20 protein-coding genes and 1 tRNA gene are annotated in these 15,772 nt (G+C 59.7%); 1 reads left to right on the forward strand and 20 read right to left on the reverse strand.

Annotated features, from left to right (window positions below):
- Nucleotides 1-74: 74 nt before the first annotated feature.
- The 18 genes from PFEN_RS12570 to PFEN_RS12655 all read right to left on the reverse strand — a co-directional run bounded on the left by PFEN_RS12570 (nucleotide 75) and on the right by PFEN_RS12655 (nucleotide 13,736).
- Nucleotides 75-150 (reverse strand) — tRNA-Lys (locus tag PFEN_RS12570).
- A gap of 63 nt (nucleotides 151-213) precedes the next feature.
- Nucleotides 214-903: a 7-cyano-7-deazaguanine synthase QueC gene (gene queC, locus PFEN_RS12575; protein WP_191487152.1), complete on the reverse strand. Its 690-nt coding sequence runs from the start codon at nucleotides 901-903 to the stop codon at nucleotides 214-216.
- Nucleotide 904: 1 nt separating this feature from the next.
- Entirely contained in the window at nucleotides 905-1,552 is a 648-nt protein-coding gene (gene queE, locus PFEN_RS12580; RefSeq protein ID WP_191487153.1) for a 7-carboxy-7-deazaguanine synthase QueE, read from the reverse strand.
- Nucleotides 1,553-1,716: 164 nt separating this feature from the next.
- On the reverse strand, nucleotides 1,717-2,538 hold the full coding sequence (gene ybgF / locus PFEN_RS12585) for a tol-pal system protein YbgF (RefSeq protein WP_191487154.1): 822 nt from the start codon (nucleotides 2,536-2,538) through the stop codon (nucleotides 1,717-1,719).
- 6 nt (nucleotides 2,539-2,544) lie between these two features.
- On the reverse strand, nucleotides 2,545-3,042 hold the full coding sequence (pal, locus tag PFEN_RS12590; RefSeq protein WP_191487155.1) for a peptidoglycan-associated lipoprotein Pal: 498 nt from the start codon (nucleotides 3,040-3,042) through the stop codon (nucleotides 2,545-2,547).
- Between the two features lie 54 nt (nucleotides 3,043-3,096).
- Nucleotides 3,097-4,347 carry a Tol-Pal system beta propeller repeat protein TolB gene (gene tolB, locus PFEN_RS12595; RefSeq protein WP_412071438.1) on the reverse strand — a complete coding sequence of 417 codons (1,251 nt, stop codon included), beginning with the start codon at nucleotides 4,345-4,347 and terminating at the stop codon, nucleotides 3,097-3,099.
- 47 nt (nucleotides 4,348-4,394) lie between these two features.
- A complete protein-coding gene (tolA, locus tag PFEN_RS12600) occupies nucleotides 4,395-5,459 on the reverse strand; it encodes a cell envelope integrity protein TolA (RefSeq protein WP_191487156.1) in 1,065 nt (354 codons plus the stop codon).
- Nucleotides 5,459-5,911, reverse strand: a complete 453-nt coding sequence (gene tolR / locus PFEN_RS12605) for a protein TolR (protein WP_191487157.1) — start codon at nucleotides 5,909-5,911, stop codon at nucleotides 5,459-5,461. Before tolR ends, tolA begins: the two co-directional genes overlap by 1 nt.
- Nucleotides 5,912-5,925: 14 nt before the next feature.
- Complete coding sequence (gene tolQ, locus PFEN_RS12610; RefSeq protein ID WP_191487158.1) at nucleotides 5,926-6,621, reverse strand: protein TolQ; 696 nt, start codon at nucleotides 6,619-6,621, stop codon at nucleotides 5,926-5,928.
- Nucleotides 6,611-7,078: a tol-pal system-associated acyl-CoA thioesterase gene (ybgC, locus tag PFEN_RS12615; RefSeq protein ID WP_191487159.1), complete on the reverse strand. Its 468-nt coding sequence runs from the start codon at nucleotides 7,076-7,078 to the stop codon at nucleotides 6,611-6,613. Before ybgC ends, tolQ begins: the two co-directional genes overlap by 11 nt.
- A gap of 138 nt (nucleotides 7,079-7,216) precedes the next feature.
- A complete protein-coding gene (gene ruvB, locus PFEN_RS12620; protein WP_191487160.1) occupies nucleotides 7,217-8,275 on the reverse strand; it encodes a Holliday junction branch migration DNA helicase RuvB in 1,059 nt (352 codons plus the stop codon).
- Entirely contained in the window at nucleotides 8,276-8,890 is a 615-nt protein-coding gene (gene ruvA, locus PFEN_RS12625) for a Holliday junction branch migration protein RuvA (protein WP_191487161.1), read from the reverse strand.
- A 115-nt stretch (nucleotides 8,891-9,005) separates the two neighbouring features.
- Complete coding sequence (gene ruvC / locus PFEN_RS12630; protein ID WP_100938827.1) at nucleotides 9,006-9,530, reverse strand: crossover junction endodeoxyribonuclease RuvC; 525 nt, start codon at nucleotides 9,528-9,530, stop codon at nucleotides 9,006-9,008.
- Nucleotides 9,531-9,546: 16 nt separating this feature from the next.
- Nucleotides 9,547-10,293, reverse strand: coding sequence for a YebC/PmpR family DNA-binding transcriptional regulator (locus PFEN_RS12635; RefSeq protein WP_191487162.1), 747 nt, complete (start codon nucleotides 10,291-10,293; stop codon nucleotides 9,547-9,549).
- Between the two features lie 130 nt (nucleotides 10,294-10,423).
- The gene (aspS, locus tag PFEN_RS12640) at nucleotides 10,424-12,199 is read right to left on the reverse strand and encodes an aspartate--tRNA ligase (protein ID WP_191487163.1); all 1,776 of its coding nucleotides are present in this window, start codon (nucleotides 12,197-12,199) and stop codon (nucleotides 10,424-10,426) included.
- Nucleotides 12,200-12,282: 83 nt separating this feature from the next.
- Entirely contained in the window at nucleotides 12,283-12,504 is a 222-nt protein-coding gene (locus PFEN_RS12645; RefSeq protein ID WP_191487164.1) for an FmdB family zinc ribbon protein, read from the reverse strand.
- Nucleotides 12,505-12,670: 166 nt separating this feature from the next.
- A complete protein-coding gene (locus PFEN_RS12650) occupies nucleotides 12,671-13,009 on the reverse strand; it encodes a ribbon-helix-helix domain-containing protein (protein ID WP_191487481.1) in 339 nt (112 codons plus the stop codon).
- Nucleotides 13,010-13,265: 256 nt separating this feature from the next.
- Nucleotides 13,266-13,736 carry a Dps family protein gene (locus tag PFEN_RS12655; protein ID WP_100938823.1) on the reverse strand — a complete coding sequence of 157 codons (471 nt, stop codon included), beginning with the start codon at nucleotides 13,734-13,736 and terminating at the stop codon, nucleotides 13,266-13,268.
- Nucleotides 13,737-14,102: 366 nt separating this feature from the next.
- Here PFEN_RS12655 and PFEN_RS31190 point away from each other — a divergent pair, with 366 nt between their 5' ends.
- Nucleotides 14,103-14,708, forward strand: a complete 606-nt coding sequence (locus PFEN_RS31190; protein WP_191487165.1) for a cold-shock protein — start codon at nucleotides 14,103-14,105, stop codon at nucleotides 14,706-14,708.
- Nucleotides 14,709-14,770: 62 nt separating this feature from the next.
- On the opposite strand, the gene PFEN_RS12665 is transcribed toward PFEN_RS31190, so the two are convergent.
- A complete protein-coding gene (locus PFEN_RS12665; protein WP_191487166.1) occupies nucleotides 14,771-14,977 on the reverse strand; it encodes a SlyX family protein in 207 nt (68 codons plus the stop codon).
- On the reverse strand, nucleotides 14,974-15,405 hold the full coding sequence (locus PFEN_RS12670; RefSeq protein ID WP_191487167.1) for an HIT domain-containing protein: 432 nt from the start codon (nucleotides 15,403-15,405) through the stop codon (nucleotides 14,974-14,976). The genes PFEN_RS12665 and PFEN_RS12670 overlap by 4 nt, the downstream gene beginning before the upstream one ends.
- Between the last annotated feature and the right edge of the window lie 367 nt (nucleotides 15,406-15,772).

The following is a 15,772-nucleotide window of genomic DNA, read 5'->3' on the forward strand; positions in this document are numbered from 1 at the left end:
CACTTCTCGCAAGCAAAAAAAATCCGGAAATCCTCACTTTCGTGGGCTTTCCGGATTTTCTTCTACAACAAATATGGTGGGTCGTGTGGGATTCGAACCTACGACCAATTGGTTAAAAGCCAACTGCTCTACCAACTGAGCTAACGACCCGCTGTGTGGTGGCGCGTATAATACTGATTTCTAACGGGAATTCAACACTTTAAATGAAAAAAATCAAAAATAACGTGTCGGATCGCTGATTCCGGCCATTGCGAAGCCTTCGGCACGCAGTCGGCAGCTGTCACATTTCCCACATGCAAAGCCGTTAGCATCCGCTTGATAGCAGGATACAGTCAGCGAATAGTCGACCCCCAGCTTGACCCCGGCTTTGACGATATCGGCCTTGCTCAGGTTCTGCAGTGGGGCCTGGATGCGGAAACCATTGCCCTCGACGCCGGCTTTGGTCGCGAGATTGGCCAGGGTTTCAAAGGCCTCGACAAACTCGGGACGGCAGTCCGGATAACCGGAATAGTCCACCGCGTTGACCCCGATAAAGATGTCCCGAGCCCCCAGCACCTCGGCCCAACCCAAGGCCAGCGCCAGGAACACCGTGTTGCGCGCCGGTACGTAGGTCACCGGAATCCCTTCGCTCGGCGCTTCGGGCACATCGATGCTGCTGTCGGTCAAGGCCGAGCCGCCGATGCCGTTGAGGTTCAGGCCGATCACCTTGTGCTCGATCGCGCCGAGGTCGCGCGCCACCCGTTCGGCCGCCTGCAACTCGGCACGGTGCCGCTGGCCGTAGTCGAAACTCATGGTGTAGCAGCTATAACCCTGGGCACGCGCCATGGCCACCACGGTGGCCGAATCCAGGCCCCCGGAGAGAAGGATCACCGCTTTCTTTTCAGTGCTTGCTTGCGTGGTCATATCAGCGCCCCGGCTCGTCATTCCATAGGTATTTGTGCAACTGCAGTTGCAGGCGCACCGGCAGGTTGTCCGCCACGATCCAGTCGGCCAGTTCGCGGGCCGACAGATCGTGATGGCTCGGCGAGAACAGGACTTCACCGGCACGCCGCTCCAGACCGTACTGAATCAACTTGGACACCGCCCAGTCATAGTCCTCCCGCGAGCAGATCACAAACTTGACCTGGTCGTTGGCGGTCAACAGCTCGATGTTCTCGTAGCGGTTGCGCTGCGATTCTTTCGAGCCCGGGGTCTTCAGGTCGAGCACGCGACTGACCCGTGTGTCCACCGGCGAGATGTCCAGCGCGCCGCTGGTTTCCAGGGACACACTGTAGCCCGCGTCACAGAGTCGCTTGAGCAAGGGAATGGCATTGGGCTGGGCCAAGGGTTCGCCACCTGTCACGCAGACATAGCGCGGGCGGTAACCAGCCACCTGCTCCAGCAGGCTGTCCAGGGTCATAAGGGTGCCGCCGCTGAAGGCATAGGCACTGTCGCAGTACTGGCAACGCAGCGGGCAGCCGGTCAGGCGCACGAAAACGGTGGGCAGCCCAGCCGTCCGCGTTTCACCCTGCAACGAGTAAAAAACTTCGGTAATTCTCAATGTGTCTTGCATAGTCGCCACGGGCGTAACAGCTAAACAGGCCGTCCGCCTCAGTCAGGCACCGCCATGAACCTGCAATCGCATAGTCCAGGACAGCGTGTTTCATAAAAATGGGGGTGAATTCTAACGAAAAAACCCGCGGCAAGCGCGGGTTTCTTCAAACGGGCCGTCGGCCATCACATACGCTGCAGATCGCGCTGTGCCAACTGCGCGGCGGAAGTTCCCGGATATTGGGAAACTACCTGCTGCAGAATACCCTTGACCTTGTCGGTATGACCCAGGCGACGCTCGACATCCGCCAGCTTGTACAGCGAGTCCGGCACTTTGGCATGCTTGGGATACAGCTGGCTGACCTTGGCAAAGGCCTGACCGGCGCCTTGCAGGTCACCTTTGGCCAGGTTCACTTCACCCAGCCAGTACTGCGCGTTACCGGCGTACTGGCTATTCGGGTACTTGCGCAGGAAAGCGCTGAACGCCTGACTGGCCTTGTCGAAGTCCTTGGCCTTGATCAGGTCGAAGGCAGCATCGTAGTAGAGCTTTTCCTTGGCCGGATCACCCGGCTCGCTGCTGGCCGCGGGGGCCTGGGCAGCGGGTACGGCACCGGCGGCGGCACTGACATTGCCACCGGCTGAAGAATTATCGGGAGCTGCAGCCGCCGGAGCGCCGCCACTACCTATGCGCCGATCAAGATCCTGGTATCGCTCCAGGTTTTCCTGCTTCATGCGCGCAATATCGTTTTGCAGAACTTCGATCACGCCTTGCTGCTGCGCGATTTGTTCCTGCATGCGTTGCAATTGATTGAACAGCTCGCCCTGTGCCGAGACAGGGGTCGAAACCCCTCCCCCGGCATAGGCGCCGTTCGTACCGTAACCCGCAGGCGGATAACTCCCACCGCTATTATTGCCGGAGTTGTCATCGACCACAGGAACCGCAGCCCACGCCGCAAGCGGCATGAGGCTGAGAGCCAGAACAGTTACAGCACGACGGCACGTTCGCATGACGAATTACTTACGCAGTTCGACGCGACGGTTTTGAGCCCAGGACTGCTCGTCGTGGCCAGTAGCAACTGGACGCTCTTTACCGTAGGAAACCAGTTCCAGTTGGCCTGGAGCAACACCTTGCAGTACCAGGTAGCGTTGAACGGCTTTCGCACGACGCTCGCCCAGTGCCATGTTGTACTCGCGAGTACCACGTTCGTCGGTGTTACCTTCCAGAACGACTTTAGCGCCGTTAGCTTTCAGGTCCTTGGCGTGAACGTCCAGGGCGCGCATGGCTTCTGGCTTCAGGTCCGAGCTATCGTATTCGAAGTAGAAAGTGGTGATAGCGCGCAGAGCAGCTTCTTCGCTCAGGGAGCCGTCGACTGCACCAGTGTTAGCGCCGTAACCAGCGTTTGGATCTACAGCGCCTTGACCGGCATTGTCGCCGCCTTTGGACGAGCAACCTACAGCTACAGCCATGGCCAGAGCCAGCGCAGCAAATTTACCAAACTTCAGCATTTCCATCGTAAAACTCCTAATGAACCCCAGTGTGTTAAGCAAAATCTTTGTAGCGCCGCGTCAGTTCAGGTAAGGGGACCAGGAAGGTTCTCTGACTTCGCCTTGAGCGGTAGGAAGCGGGAGCCTTACGCGTCCATTGATGGACACGAGCATCAAGACTCCCCGGCCCTGCTGGGCGGTGGCGTAGATTACCATGGTGCCGTTGGGTGCGACAGTGGCTGACTCATCAAGGTTGGTGTCTGTCAGTATTTTTACTGTCCCACGTTGCAGATCCTGAGCCGCTACCCGGAAATTGGTGAAGCCATCCTGGCGATGGATCATCACCAGGGTTTTCTCATCCGCCGACAGTTTCGGGTTGGCGTTGTAGTTACCGATGAAGGTCACCCGCTCCGCACCGCCGCCATTGACGTTGGTCTTGTAGATCTGTGGCTTGCCGCCGCGATCGGAAGTGAAGTAGAGGGTCGAGCCATCCTTGCCCCAGAACGGTTCGGTGTTGATACCCGGGCCGCTGGTGACGCGATTCATCTGGCGCGTGGCCATGTTCATCACATAGATGTCCGGGTTACCGTCCTTGGACAGCACGAACGCCAGGCGCGTACCGTCCGGCGACCAGGCTGGCGCACCGTTGAGGCCTTCGAAGTTGGTGATCTGCTCACGGCGACCGGTATCAATGTGCTGGACGAAGATGCGCGGACGCTTCTGTTCGAACGACACGTAGGCGATACGCTTGCCATCCGGGGCAAAACGCGGCGACAGGATCGGCTCGCGCGACTGCAGCAGGGTCACCGCGCGCGCGCCGTCATAGTCCGAGCGTTGCAGGGTGTAACGGGTGTTGTTCACCGAGAAGCGTTCAGCCGTGACATAGAGCATGCGCGTGGAGAACGCGCCCTTGATGCCGGTGAGCTTTTCAAACGACTGGTCGGAAATGTAGTGCGACATGTCGCGCAACTGATCGACCGTGCCCGAGACGCTGCCGGTCAGCACTTGCTGCTCGGTGGAGACGTTGAAGAGCGCGTACTGCACCTGCAGGCGACCGCCCGAGGGAACAATGCTACCGACCATGATGTACTGGGCGCCCAGGGCCTTCCAGTCACGGTAGATGACTTCGCTGGCCTGGGTTGGCAGGCTGATCATGTTCTGCTTCGGAATCGGCGAGTAGTAACCGGAGTTACGCAAGTCGTCGCCGATGATCTGGGCCATGTCGTCTGGCAGGACGCTACCGCCCTGCCAGCCGAACGGTACGACCGCGATAGGCGTGGCCCGATCGCTGCCGCTGGTGACCAGAATGTTCTTTTCATCCGCCATCGCCATCCCTGCCAGGCAGCAGATCACGACAAGCATTGTTCGAAGAAGGTTTCTCACAAGGCTAGATCCTCAGGTGTGAATGTCATCTTGAAGGAACGATAGGGCGCAAAGTCGCTCGGTTTCATTCCCTGCATTTCCGTCAAACGACCAATATTCTTGACCGCAGCTACCGCCGAGGCGTCAAACGGGCCGTCACCGCTGGACTTGGCCACCGAGACCGTGGTCACCGTACCGTCCGGCAACATGCCGATTTGCAGCACCACCGTCATGCCCTTGCGCGCCGAAGGCGGACGTGCCCAACCTTCCGCGGCACGGGAACGAATCAGATCGTCGAAACTGCCAGCCGTTTCATCGCCCTGCTCATCGGCCAGGGCCTGCTGGCGCTGCGGCGTGTCGGAAAGCAAGTCTGCCAGGGCCTGGGCCTTTTTATCTTCGGCAGCTTTACGCGCCGCGTCCTGCGATTTCTTCTTCGCAGCATCGGCGGCAGCTTTCTTCTTCGCGTCTTCAGCGACTTTCTTCTTCGCCTCGTCAGCCTCGGCTTTCTTCTTCGCGTCTTCGGCGGCTTTTTTCTTGGCGTCCTCGACGATTTTTTTCTTCGCTTCGTCAGCAGCCTTCTTGGCCTCTTCTTCAGCGGCCTTCTTGGCTTCGTCCTCGGCTTTCTTCTTGGCTATATCAGCCAATTCCTTTTTCGCTTCGGCAGCCTTCTTCGCGTCGTCGGCCTTCTTGGCCTCATCGGCCTTTTTCGCCTCGTCGGCTTTCTTGGTTTCTTCGGACTTCTTGGCTTCCTCGGCCTTTTGAGCCGCTTCCTCTTTCTTTTGTTCCGCAGCCTTTATCGCTTCCTGCTCGACCTTCTTCTGCTCCATCTGTTCGACTTCGGTCTGGCGCGCGGCGGATTTCTTCGCCTCACCGGCAATCTTCTGATTGGTCTGGGTGGTTGCCTGACTTTTCGATTTCAGTTGATACAGGGTCGCCTGGACAATCGGCTTGGCCTCCGGCAATTCCGGCGTCATGGCAAAGCTGACGAACAGCATGCCAAAGATCAGGATATGCAGGGCGATCGCCCAGACACTAGGCCAGAAGTAGCTTTCCGAAGCGGACGGCTCTCGCTGTTGGTGCATCAGGGGGCCTCGGTAATCAAGCCAACATTACCGACGCCGGCTTTCTGCAGACCGCCCATGGCACCCATGACGGAGCCATAATCGACGGTCTTGTCACCGCGAATGAACACCTGGGTACGCTTGCCACTTTCAGTGCCGGCGCGAATGATCTTGGTCACCGCATCGGTCATCTGCGGCAGGGTCATCGCCCTGTCCTGCTGTTTTTCGGTGTCGACTTCGCTGCCAAGGTTCCAGTAGTAGGTCTTGTCAGCCTTGATCGAAATGGTCAGGACCTGGGTGTTGTTGTCCTGCGGCAAGGCTTCGCTGGAAACCTTGGGCAGATCAACCTTCACGCCCTGATTGAGCATCGGCGCGGTCACCATGAAGATAACCAGCAGCACCAACATCACGTCGATGTAGGGCACCACGTTCATCTCGGCGACCGGCTTGCGTTTGTGGCGAACTCGGGCCATGGGGATTTACCTGCTCACTCTTCGCTGGTGTGCACTTTACGGTGCAGGATCGCCTGGAACTCATCGGCGAAGGTGTAGTAACGGCTGATCAGGGCCTCGCCACGGGAGGCGAAGCGGTTGTAGGCGATCACCGCCGGAATGGCCGCGAACAGGCCGATGGCGGTGGCCACCAGCGCTTCGGAAATACCCGGGGCCACGGTGGCCAGGGTCGCCTGCTGGGCGGTGGCCAGGCCACGGAAGGAGTTCATGATCCCCCAGACGGTACCGAACAAACCGATGTACGGGCTGACGGAGCCGACGGTGGCGAGGAACGGCAGGCTCTGCTCGAGCTTTTCTTCTTCACGGGAGATGGCCACGCGCATGGCCCGCGACACACCTTCCATGACCGCTTCCGGATCGACGCCCGGTTGCTGGCGCAGACGGGAGAACTCCTTGAAGCCGGCGCGGAAGATCTGTTCCACGCCCGAATCAGGGTCCGGGTTGCTGCCGGCCTGACGGTACAGCTTGGACAGGTCGATACCGGACCAGAAGCGCTCTTCGAAGCTCTCCAGAGCGCGGCGACCGGCACGCAACAGGTTGCTGCGCTGAAAAATCATGATCCACGAGGTGACCGAGGCGGCCACCAGGATCAGCATGACCAATTGCACCACGATGCTGGCATTGCTGACCAAGCTCCACATGGAGGAATGGTCGACGACGTTAGCTTCCACGCTTTATCTCCTGCTCTAAGTGAGTACCCGCGCCGCTTGTGTCGGCAAAGGCCGAACGCAAGGCTTCTGGAATGGCCCGGGGTTTTAAACTATCGGCGCGCACACAGGCCACCAGGAACCGCCCTTCGCAGAGCAGCGTTTCATCATCAGCCCGCCTGACCTGCTGCTTGAAGCGCAGGCTCGCACGGTTCAGCTCAATCACCTCGGCGCTGATCGAAAGCTCGTCGTCCAATCGCGCCGGCGCGTGGTACCGCGCTTCGCTGGAATGCACGACGAACAACAGGTTCTCCCCTGCCAGCGACGATTGGGCAAAGCCCAACTCCCGTAGCCGCTCGGTCCGAGCCCGCTCCATGAACTTAAGGTAATTGACGTAATACACGATGCCGCCGGCATCGGTGTCCTCGTAATAAACGCGACAGCGATGTGCGAACGACTGAACCCCGTTTTGCGCGCGCATACTCTAGTGCTTACTCCTCAGGTTGCCAATCCGGCCAGGCAACTGTTTTTCATCCTTCGACGATTTTTTGCATGAAGATTCGTGACACGTGCCCCTCGGACAACGCAAACCGCGAATAAATCAGCCCCGATCCTGCCATTACTCGTCCAGCGCATCCAGAAACTCGTCTACCACGGGCATTTCACCCAAGCGTGACGGAATGTTCAAACCAAAGTGCAGATAGGCATGCCGGGTCACCACCCGTCCACGGGGCGTGCGCATGATATAGCCCTGCTGGATCAGGTAGGGCTCGAGTACATCCTCGATGGTATGCCGCTCCTCGCTGATCGCCGCCGCCAGGCTGTCCACGCCGACCGGACCGCCGTCGAATTTCTCGATCATGGTCAACAGCAGACGCCGGTCCTGGTGATCGAAACCATGTTCGTCGACATCCAGCAGGTTCAAGGCCAGGTCCGCCACGGCCTTGGTGATATGGCCCTTGGCCCGCACTTCGGCGAAGTCGCGTACCCGACGCAACAAACGGTTGGCGATCCGCGGCGTACCACGGGCCCGTCGGGCGATCTCGAAGGCACCTTCAGGGTCCAGCGGCAAGCCGAGAATGCCCGCCGAGCGAGTGACGATGATCGCCAGGTCCGCGATGCTATAGAACTCAAGACGCTGGACGATACCAAAGCGGTCACGCAAGGGATTGGTCAACATGCCGGCGCGCGTGGTGGCGCCGACCAGGGTAAAGGGCGGCAGATCGAGCTTGATCGAGCGCGCCGCCGGGCCTTCGCCGATCATGATATCGAGCTGGAAGTCCTCCATCGCCGGGTACAGGACTTCCTCGACGACGGGCGACAGGCGATGGATTTCATCGATAAAGAGCACATCGTGAGGCTCGAGATTGGTCAGCAGCGCCGCCAGGTCTCCGGCCCGTTCCAATACCGGCCCCGAAGTGCTCTTGATCGACACGCCCATTTCCTGGGCGATGATATTGGCCAGGGTGGTCTTACCCAGGCCCGGCGGGCCGAAGATCAGGGTGTGATCAAGGGATTCGCCGCGCCCGCGCGCCGCCTGGATAAACAGCTCCATCTGCTCCTTGACCGTCGGCTGGCCGATGTACTCGGCCAGGCTCAACGGCCGGATGGCGCGATCCTGGATTTCCTCGCGGTCGCGTCCGCCCGAGGCGGTAATCAAACGGTCGGCTTCAATCACTTAGATCATTCCCTTCAGGGCGCGACGAATCATGTCTTCGCTGCTCAGGCCTTTGTCTTTGATCGCCGACACCGCCTTGCTCGCCTCCTGAGGCTTGTAGCCCAGGGAAATCAGCGCACTGACCGCATCGGTTTCCGCGCTGGCCACCGGCACCGCGGCCACGCCGTCTGGCTGGTTGGGCACCAGGGCAAACATGCTCGGCACGGTTTCCCAGGCCTTGAAGCGATCCTTGAGCTCGACCAGCAGGCGCTCGGCGGTCTTCTTGCCAACGCCGGGCACCCGCACCAGCGCCGAGGTGTCCTGGGCCTGCACGCAACGCACCAGTTCGTCGACCTCCAGGCTCGACATCAGTGCCAGGGCCAACTTCGGCCCGACGCCATTGAGCCGGATCAATTCGCGGAAAAAGTCGCGCTCGCGCTTGCCGAAGAAGCCATAGAGTAACTGGGCATCCTCGCGCACAACCAGATGCGTGTGCAGGGTCAGCGGCTCGCCGACCGACGGCAGGCGGTAAAGCGTGGTCATCGGCACTTCCAGCTCATAGCCGAGGCCATTCACATCAAGGATGAGGTGCGGCGGCTGTTTTTCAGCCAGGGTGCCGCGCAAACGTCCAATCACGTATCAGATCCTTACTTTCTGGCCAGACCAGTGGCTGACGACTCGGAACGATAGCGCACTACCTTGTCCGGTGGGGCACTATCGACCAGCAAAATTGTTTGAGACGATGATGCTATCAGAGACGCAGGCGACCGCCACGGCTCCGTGCAGCGCCCAGGCCATGGGGCAAGAGACTGGAGCGGGTGTGCGCATGGCACAGGGCAATCGCCAGGGCATCCGAGGCGTCTATTTGCGGCTTGGTGGTGAGTTTGAGCAAATGCATGACCATCATCATCACCTGCTCCTTGTTGGCGCCGCCCGTGCCGGCCACGGCCTGCTTGACCTGGGTCGCGGTGTACTCGGCGATCTCGAGGTTTTCCTCGGCGCCGGCGACAATGGCCGCGCCCCGCGCCTGACCGAGTTTGAGCGCCGAATCGGCGTTTTTCGCCATGAACACCTTTTCGATGCCCATGGTTACCGGACCGTAGGTCTGGATCACCTCGCGGACACTGCGGTAGACGATCTGCAAACGCTCGTGCAGTTCGCCACTGCCGGTGCGGATACAACCCGACGCCACATATACGCAGCCACGCCCGGTATCGCGCACCACACCATAGCCGGTGATACGCGAACCGGGGTCGATACCAAGAATCAAAGTCATAGTGCCTGCGCTTGGGTCAGCCGAGCTGTTCGGCCACCGATTCGGGAATATCGGCATTGGAGTAGACGTTCTGCACGTCGTCCAGGTCCTCGAGCATGTCGATCAGCTTGAGCACCTTTTCCGCGCCCTCCAGATCGAGCTCGGCACTGGTGGTCGGCAGCATGACGATTTCCGCGTCAGCCGCCTTGAACCCCGCCGCGTCCAGGGCGTTACGCACCGTATAGAAGCCGGCGAACGAGGTAAACACGTCAATCGAGCCGTCGTCGTGGGTCACCACGTCATCGGCATCGGCTTCCATCGCCGCTTCCATCAGCGCGTCCTCATCGATGCCCGGCGCGAAGGACAACTGCCCCTTGCGTTCGAACAGATAGGCCACGGAACCGTCGGTCCCCAGGTTACCGCCACATTTGCTGAACGCGTGGCGCACGGCCGCCGCGGTGCGGTTGCGGTTGTCGGTCATGCACTCGACCATCACCGCGACGCCGCCGGGGCCGTAGCCTTCGTAGCTCAGTTCGACCATATCGTCGGTGTCGGCCGCACCGGCACCACGGGCCACCGCGCGATCGATGATATCGCGGCTCATATTGGCGCCGAGGGCCTTGTCCAGCGCCAGGCGCAGGCGTGGATTGGAGCCCGGATCACCACCGCCCTGACGAGCGGCAACGGTCAGCTCACGAATCCACTTGGTGAAGATCTTGCCCTTCTTGGCATCCTGACGTTCTTTGCGGTGCTTGATGTTCGCCCACTTGGAATGACCTGCCATAACTCGCTCCGAATGCTCTTTGAAACATTGCAATGAAACATTGTCCGCCCTGCCCTGGGACAGCGGCCAACAATAAAAAGTCTCGACCTTGAAAAAAGGCGCATCCAGTGGATGCGCCCTCGGGTCCGTCTTACTCTGCCTTGGGGGTTTCGCGCAGGCGGATATGCAAGTCGCGCAAGGCATTGGCGTCCACCGCCCCTGGCGCCTGGGTCATGACACAGGCCGCGCTCTGGGTTTTCGGGAACGCGATCACTTCGCGGATCGACTGCGCGCCGGTCATCAGCATCACCAGGCGATCGAGGCCGAAGGCCAGGCCACCGTGGGGCGGCGCGCCGTATTTCAACGCGTCGAGCAGGAAGCCGAACTTCTCTTCCTGTTCCGCTTCGCTGATACCCAGCAGACGGAACACCGCCTGTTGCATTTCCTTGCGGTGAATACGAATCGAACCGCCGCCCAGCTCGGTGCCATTCAGGACCATGTCGTAGGCACGGGACAGCGCGGTGGCCGGGTTGGCTTCCAGTTCTTCCGGCGAGCACTTCGGCGCGGTGAACGGGTGGTGCAAGGCGGTGAAGCTACCGTCGTCGTTCTCTTCGAACATCGGGAAGTCGACGACCCACATCGGCGCCCACTCGCAGGTCAGCAGCTCGAGGTCGTGGCCGACCTTGATCCGCAACGCGCCCAGGGCTTCGCTGACGATCTTGGCCTTGTCGGCACCGAAGAACACGATATCGCCATCGACCGCGCCAACGCGATCAAGGATCACGTTGAGGTTGGCCTCGGGGATGTTCTTGACGATCGGCGACTGCAGGCCTTCAACGCCCTTGGCGCGTTCGTTGACCTTGATGTACGCCAGGCCCTTGGCCCCGTAGATGCCGACGAACTTGGTGTACTCGTCGATCTTGCTGCGCGGCATGCTCGCCGCACCCGGGACGCGCAAGGCGGCCACGCGGCATTTCGGGTCGTTGGCCGGGCCGCTGAACACCTTGAATTCAACGTCCTTGAGCTGGTCGGCAACGTCCACCAGTTCCAGCGGGATACGCAGGTCCGGTTTGTCGGAGCCGTAGCGACGCATGGCCTCGTCCCAGGTCATGTGCGGGAACTCACCGAACTCCAGACCCAGCACTTCCTTGAACAGGTTGCGGATCATGCCTTCGGTCAGGCCCATGATGTCTTTTTCATCGAGGAAGCTGGTCTCGATGTCGATCTGGGTGAATTCCGGCTGGCGGTCGGCACGCAGGTCTTCGTCGCGGAAGCACTTGGCGATCTGGTAGTAACGGTCGAAGCCGGCCACCATCAGCAGTTGCTTGAACAACTGCGGCGATTGCGGCAGGGCAAAGAAGCTGCCGGCATGGGTGCGGCTCGGCACCAGGTAGTCACGGGCGCCTTCGGGGGTCGCACGGGTCAGGATCGGGGTTTCGACGTCGAGGAAGCCGTTTTCGTCCAGGTAGCGGCGAATGCTGGTGGTCATGCGCGAACGCAGACGCAGCTTCTCGAGCATTTCCGGACGACGCAGGTCGATAAAACGATAGCGCAGGCGGGTTTCTTCGCCGACATCGGAGTATTCGTTGAGCGGGAACGGCGGGGTTTCCGCTTCGTTCAGCACTTCCAGCTCATAGCCCAGCACTTCGATCGCACCGGAGGCCATGTTGGCATTGCCGGCACCGGCCGGACGCAAGCGTACCTTGCCGGTGATCTTGACCACATACTCGCTGCGCACGCGATCGGCGGCGGCGAAGGTATCGGCGCGATCCGGGTCGAAGACCACCTGGGCCAGACCTTCGCGGTCACGGATATCGAGGAAAATCACCCCGCCATGGTCGCGACGACGGTGGACCCATCCGCAAAGGGTGACTTCCTGGCCTTCCAGGCTCTCGTTCAGTTGGCCGCAATAGTGGCTGCGCATCATGGTCGTGGTTCGCTTCTAGTCATTCGAATTCGGTGGAGGTCTTGTCCTGGCAACGCGACAAGCGCCCGCTCGTGTCGCTTATTTCAGTCGGCTTTATCGCCACCGGCCAGGTTTTTCTTGCTGCCGGTCTTGAAATCCGTCTCGTACCAGCCGGTACCGCTCAGGCGGAAACCCGGCATGGAGAGCATTTTCTTCAATTGCGGTGCCTGGCAGGCCGGGCAGTCGACCAGCGGTGCATCACTGATCTTTTGAATGGCTTCCAGTTGATGAGCGCAGGAAGCACATTGGTAGTCGTACATGGGCATGGGGCGTCTCGGCAATCAGATAACGGCATCACTGCTGCCCGAGCCCGGGACGGGCCATGCAGCAAAGAGCGGGATTATATCCGTTAAATCGAGCCTTTGCAGCCGTGGACCGGTCACTGCCTCAGCCCAGGCCACCGCGTGAATCCACCGAGACGCCCGGCCAGGCCTATATCGCCCGGGATAAACCGCCCAATGTCAGCAGATGCACGACACACACCACCCGAATCAAGCCACTGAAATTCTTCACCCCGCCATATCGCAGGTGAACTTCCATATCGACATTGGACAGCAAGGCATTGACCGTACAGTCATGGGTACTGGCAATATCGGCCAATACCTTCCAATAAACCTCCTCCAGACGCAAGCAGGTGGCAAAACCATTCAAACGCACCGAACGCGAAACCGGTTTTGCCAATCCAATATCGAAATCCAGCAACAGGGGATCCACCCGGGTCTTGCGCAAACAACCGGAACTCCCCACTTCATGCCCCACCCACTGAACCATTTTCATCGCACTCCGTCGCTACACACCTTTGAATAAAGGCGCTCCTGGCAAACCTCCTGACATAAAACATTAAGTAAAAAACCCTATCCAGCAGACTGCACTACAGCCTCTGTAGGAAGGGTCCATTAAATAAAGGAGAACAACGAAAAGCCCGGGACAGGGTGCAGGCGAACGCTTGCGCCGCACCCTGCATCCCGGATGGGAAGACTCACGCCATGAACGAAACCGCGGCGGCTTCATTCATGCCCGGGCGAGCTCAGCCCTCCAGCAGGGCACGCAACATCCAGGCGGTTTTCTCATGCACTTGCATGCGCTGGGTCAGCAGGTCCGCGGTGGGCTCATCGCTGACTTTGTCCAGCAACGGAAAGAGCCCGCGCGCCGTGCGCGTGACCGCTTCCTGGCCTTGCACAAGCTGCTTGATCATTTCCTCGGCACTGGGTACCCCTTCTTCCTCCTTGATGGAGGACAGCCGGGCATAGGTGGAGTAGGTCCCCGGCGCCGGAAAACCCAGGGCGCGAATGCGTTCGGCGATCAGGTCCACCGCCAGGGCCAACTCGTTGTATTGTTCTTCGAACATCAAATGCAGCGTGCGGAACATCGGCCCGCTGACATTCCAGTGAAAGTTGTGGGTTTTCAGATAAAGCACGTAGGTATCCGACAAAAGACGCGAAAGACCTTCAACAATGGATTTGCGGTCCGCTTCGCTGATACCGATATCAATAGCCATATGTACTCCCTTTATCAGAATGAACATCGTCTTCGAAGGCGCAGGACCACTCTAGCAAATGCCTGCAACTTGCAGTGCCGGAACCACCACGACAAATCCGCCTTGCCCGCCCTTGCAAGCGTCTGGCTCGCGGACCTTGCCGAATCCGACCCAGTCCCGCGGCAAACTCTCCGACAGCGGCCAGGCGCCGAAGTTTGAGAAGGCATGGGCTTTGCTGTTAAATAGAGGCTGTGTCGTCACTGTCGAATCTCTGGCAGAGGCGCATAGGCGGATGCCCACACGTGCCCAACGCCTCACCTTTTTTCCAGAAGCGAACCGTGTGCCACCCGCTCTTCCTTGTGATCCGTCTTGAGTGAGTCAATCAAAATGTTGAAAATCGTCCACCTGCTAACGGGCGCTGTTGCCCTGCTGCTGTCCTTTATCCCCAGCCTGCGATCCGAAGCCCTGCCTTACCTGCAACAACCCGATGCGCTGTACCTGGCATTCTTCGGCTTGCTCAACCTGACCCTCGCGCCAGTCATTCCCTACTGGAACAAGGGCCCACGGCATCAACTGCAAATCCTGGTCAGCATCCTGCTGATCGTCGCCGTGGCACTGCAAATCCTCACCCTGCTCGCCCCTCTGACCCTGATCGGCGGCCAACCCGCCGTGCTCCCGAGTCTGCTGGCCGCCGTGCTTGCCGTACTGCTGCACCTGGCGGTGAGTTTCTACAAGAAATCGGCCCCGGCGGCGGCTTCCCACAACTACGACATGAGCAATCGCGATACCGGCACCGTCAAGTGGTTCAACACCTCCAAGGGTTTCGGCTTTATCTCGCGCGATTCCGGCGATGATATTTTCGTGCACTTTCGCGCCATCCGTGGCGAAGGCCACCGCGTCCTGGTCGAAGGCCAGCGCGTGGAGTTCTCGGTGATGAACCGGGACAAGGGCCTGCAGGCCGAAGACGTGATCGCAGCCCTGCCGCGTCGCTGAGCGCCCACAAAAAAACGCGAGGCAGCCTGGCTGCCTCGCGTTTTTTATGGTCCAGCCTTTGATCAATAATGAGGCGGCGGCGCTTCTTCCTCGAAAGACTCGAACTGTCCCATCATTTCCTCATGGCGCTTGAGCAGCGCCGCCATCTGCAATTGCAGGCGCTCGACCACGCGCTGCTGCTCCACCAGTACATCATTGAGCAATTGAATGGTGTCATCCTGAAACGCCAGGCGACTTTCCAGTTCGGTCACGCGATCTTCAGTGTTCATACGCTCACCGGAACAAAATGTTCATCATGCTGGAACGCCACGCGCAACTGTTCGCGAATCGTGGCGACCTCCTCGTCGCTATAAGGCCGGGCCGGATGCTTGCCCCAGACCGGTGCCGGCCATGCCACATCGTCGCGCCGACGGACGATCACATGCATATGGAGCTGACTGACCACATTGCCCAAGGCCGCGACATTCATCTTGTCCGCCTGGAAAACCTGCTGGAGCACCTGCGCCAGCTCCGTGGTCTCGCGCCACAGCTGCGCCTGATCGGCCACTTCCAGTTGAAACACTTCACTGATATCCGCACGCCTTGGCACCAGGATGAACCAGGGGTAATTCGAATCATTGGACAGCAGCACGCGGCACAGCGGCAGGTCCGCCATCGGCAAGGTGTCTTGTTGAAGGCGCGAATCGAGAACGAACACCGTGAATACTCCTGCGGGACGGGTAGGTTTGTGCCCGGCGAACGCCCGGCGACAGGCCATCAGGATACCCGTGATTGGCCGTCGATTCACGAGCCAGGCGGGCACCGGTCGAAAATGCGCGAATAAAGAGCACAAGCCGCGCCAGGATGGAACAGGCAGCGCTTTTTTGGCGCAAGAAACACCACAAATTTACACATCGACCAGAAGAAACCCACGCCACCACAAAAATGTCACCTTTTTCTGAAATTCTTGACCTACGTCATCGAGCGCAACAGCTGACTCAAGGGATAAGGGAGGACTGCTTGCCGGTACTCGCTGCCCACAGGGAAACTGCCGATCAGCTTTTTGCACCAAAACCGCACACTAC

The sequence above is a fragment of the Pseudomonas sp. FEN genome (genome assembly GCF_904067045.1).
Classification (GTDB): Bacteria; Pseudomonadota; Gammaproteobacteria; order Pseudomonadales; family Pseudomonadaceae; genus Aquipseudomonas.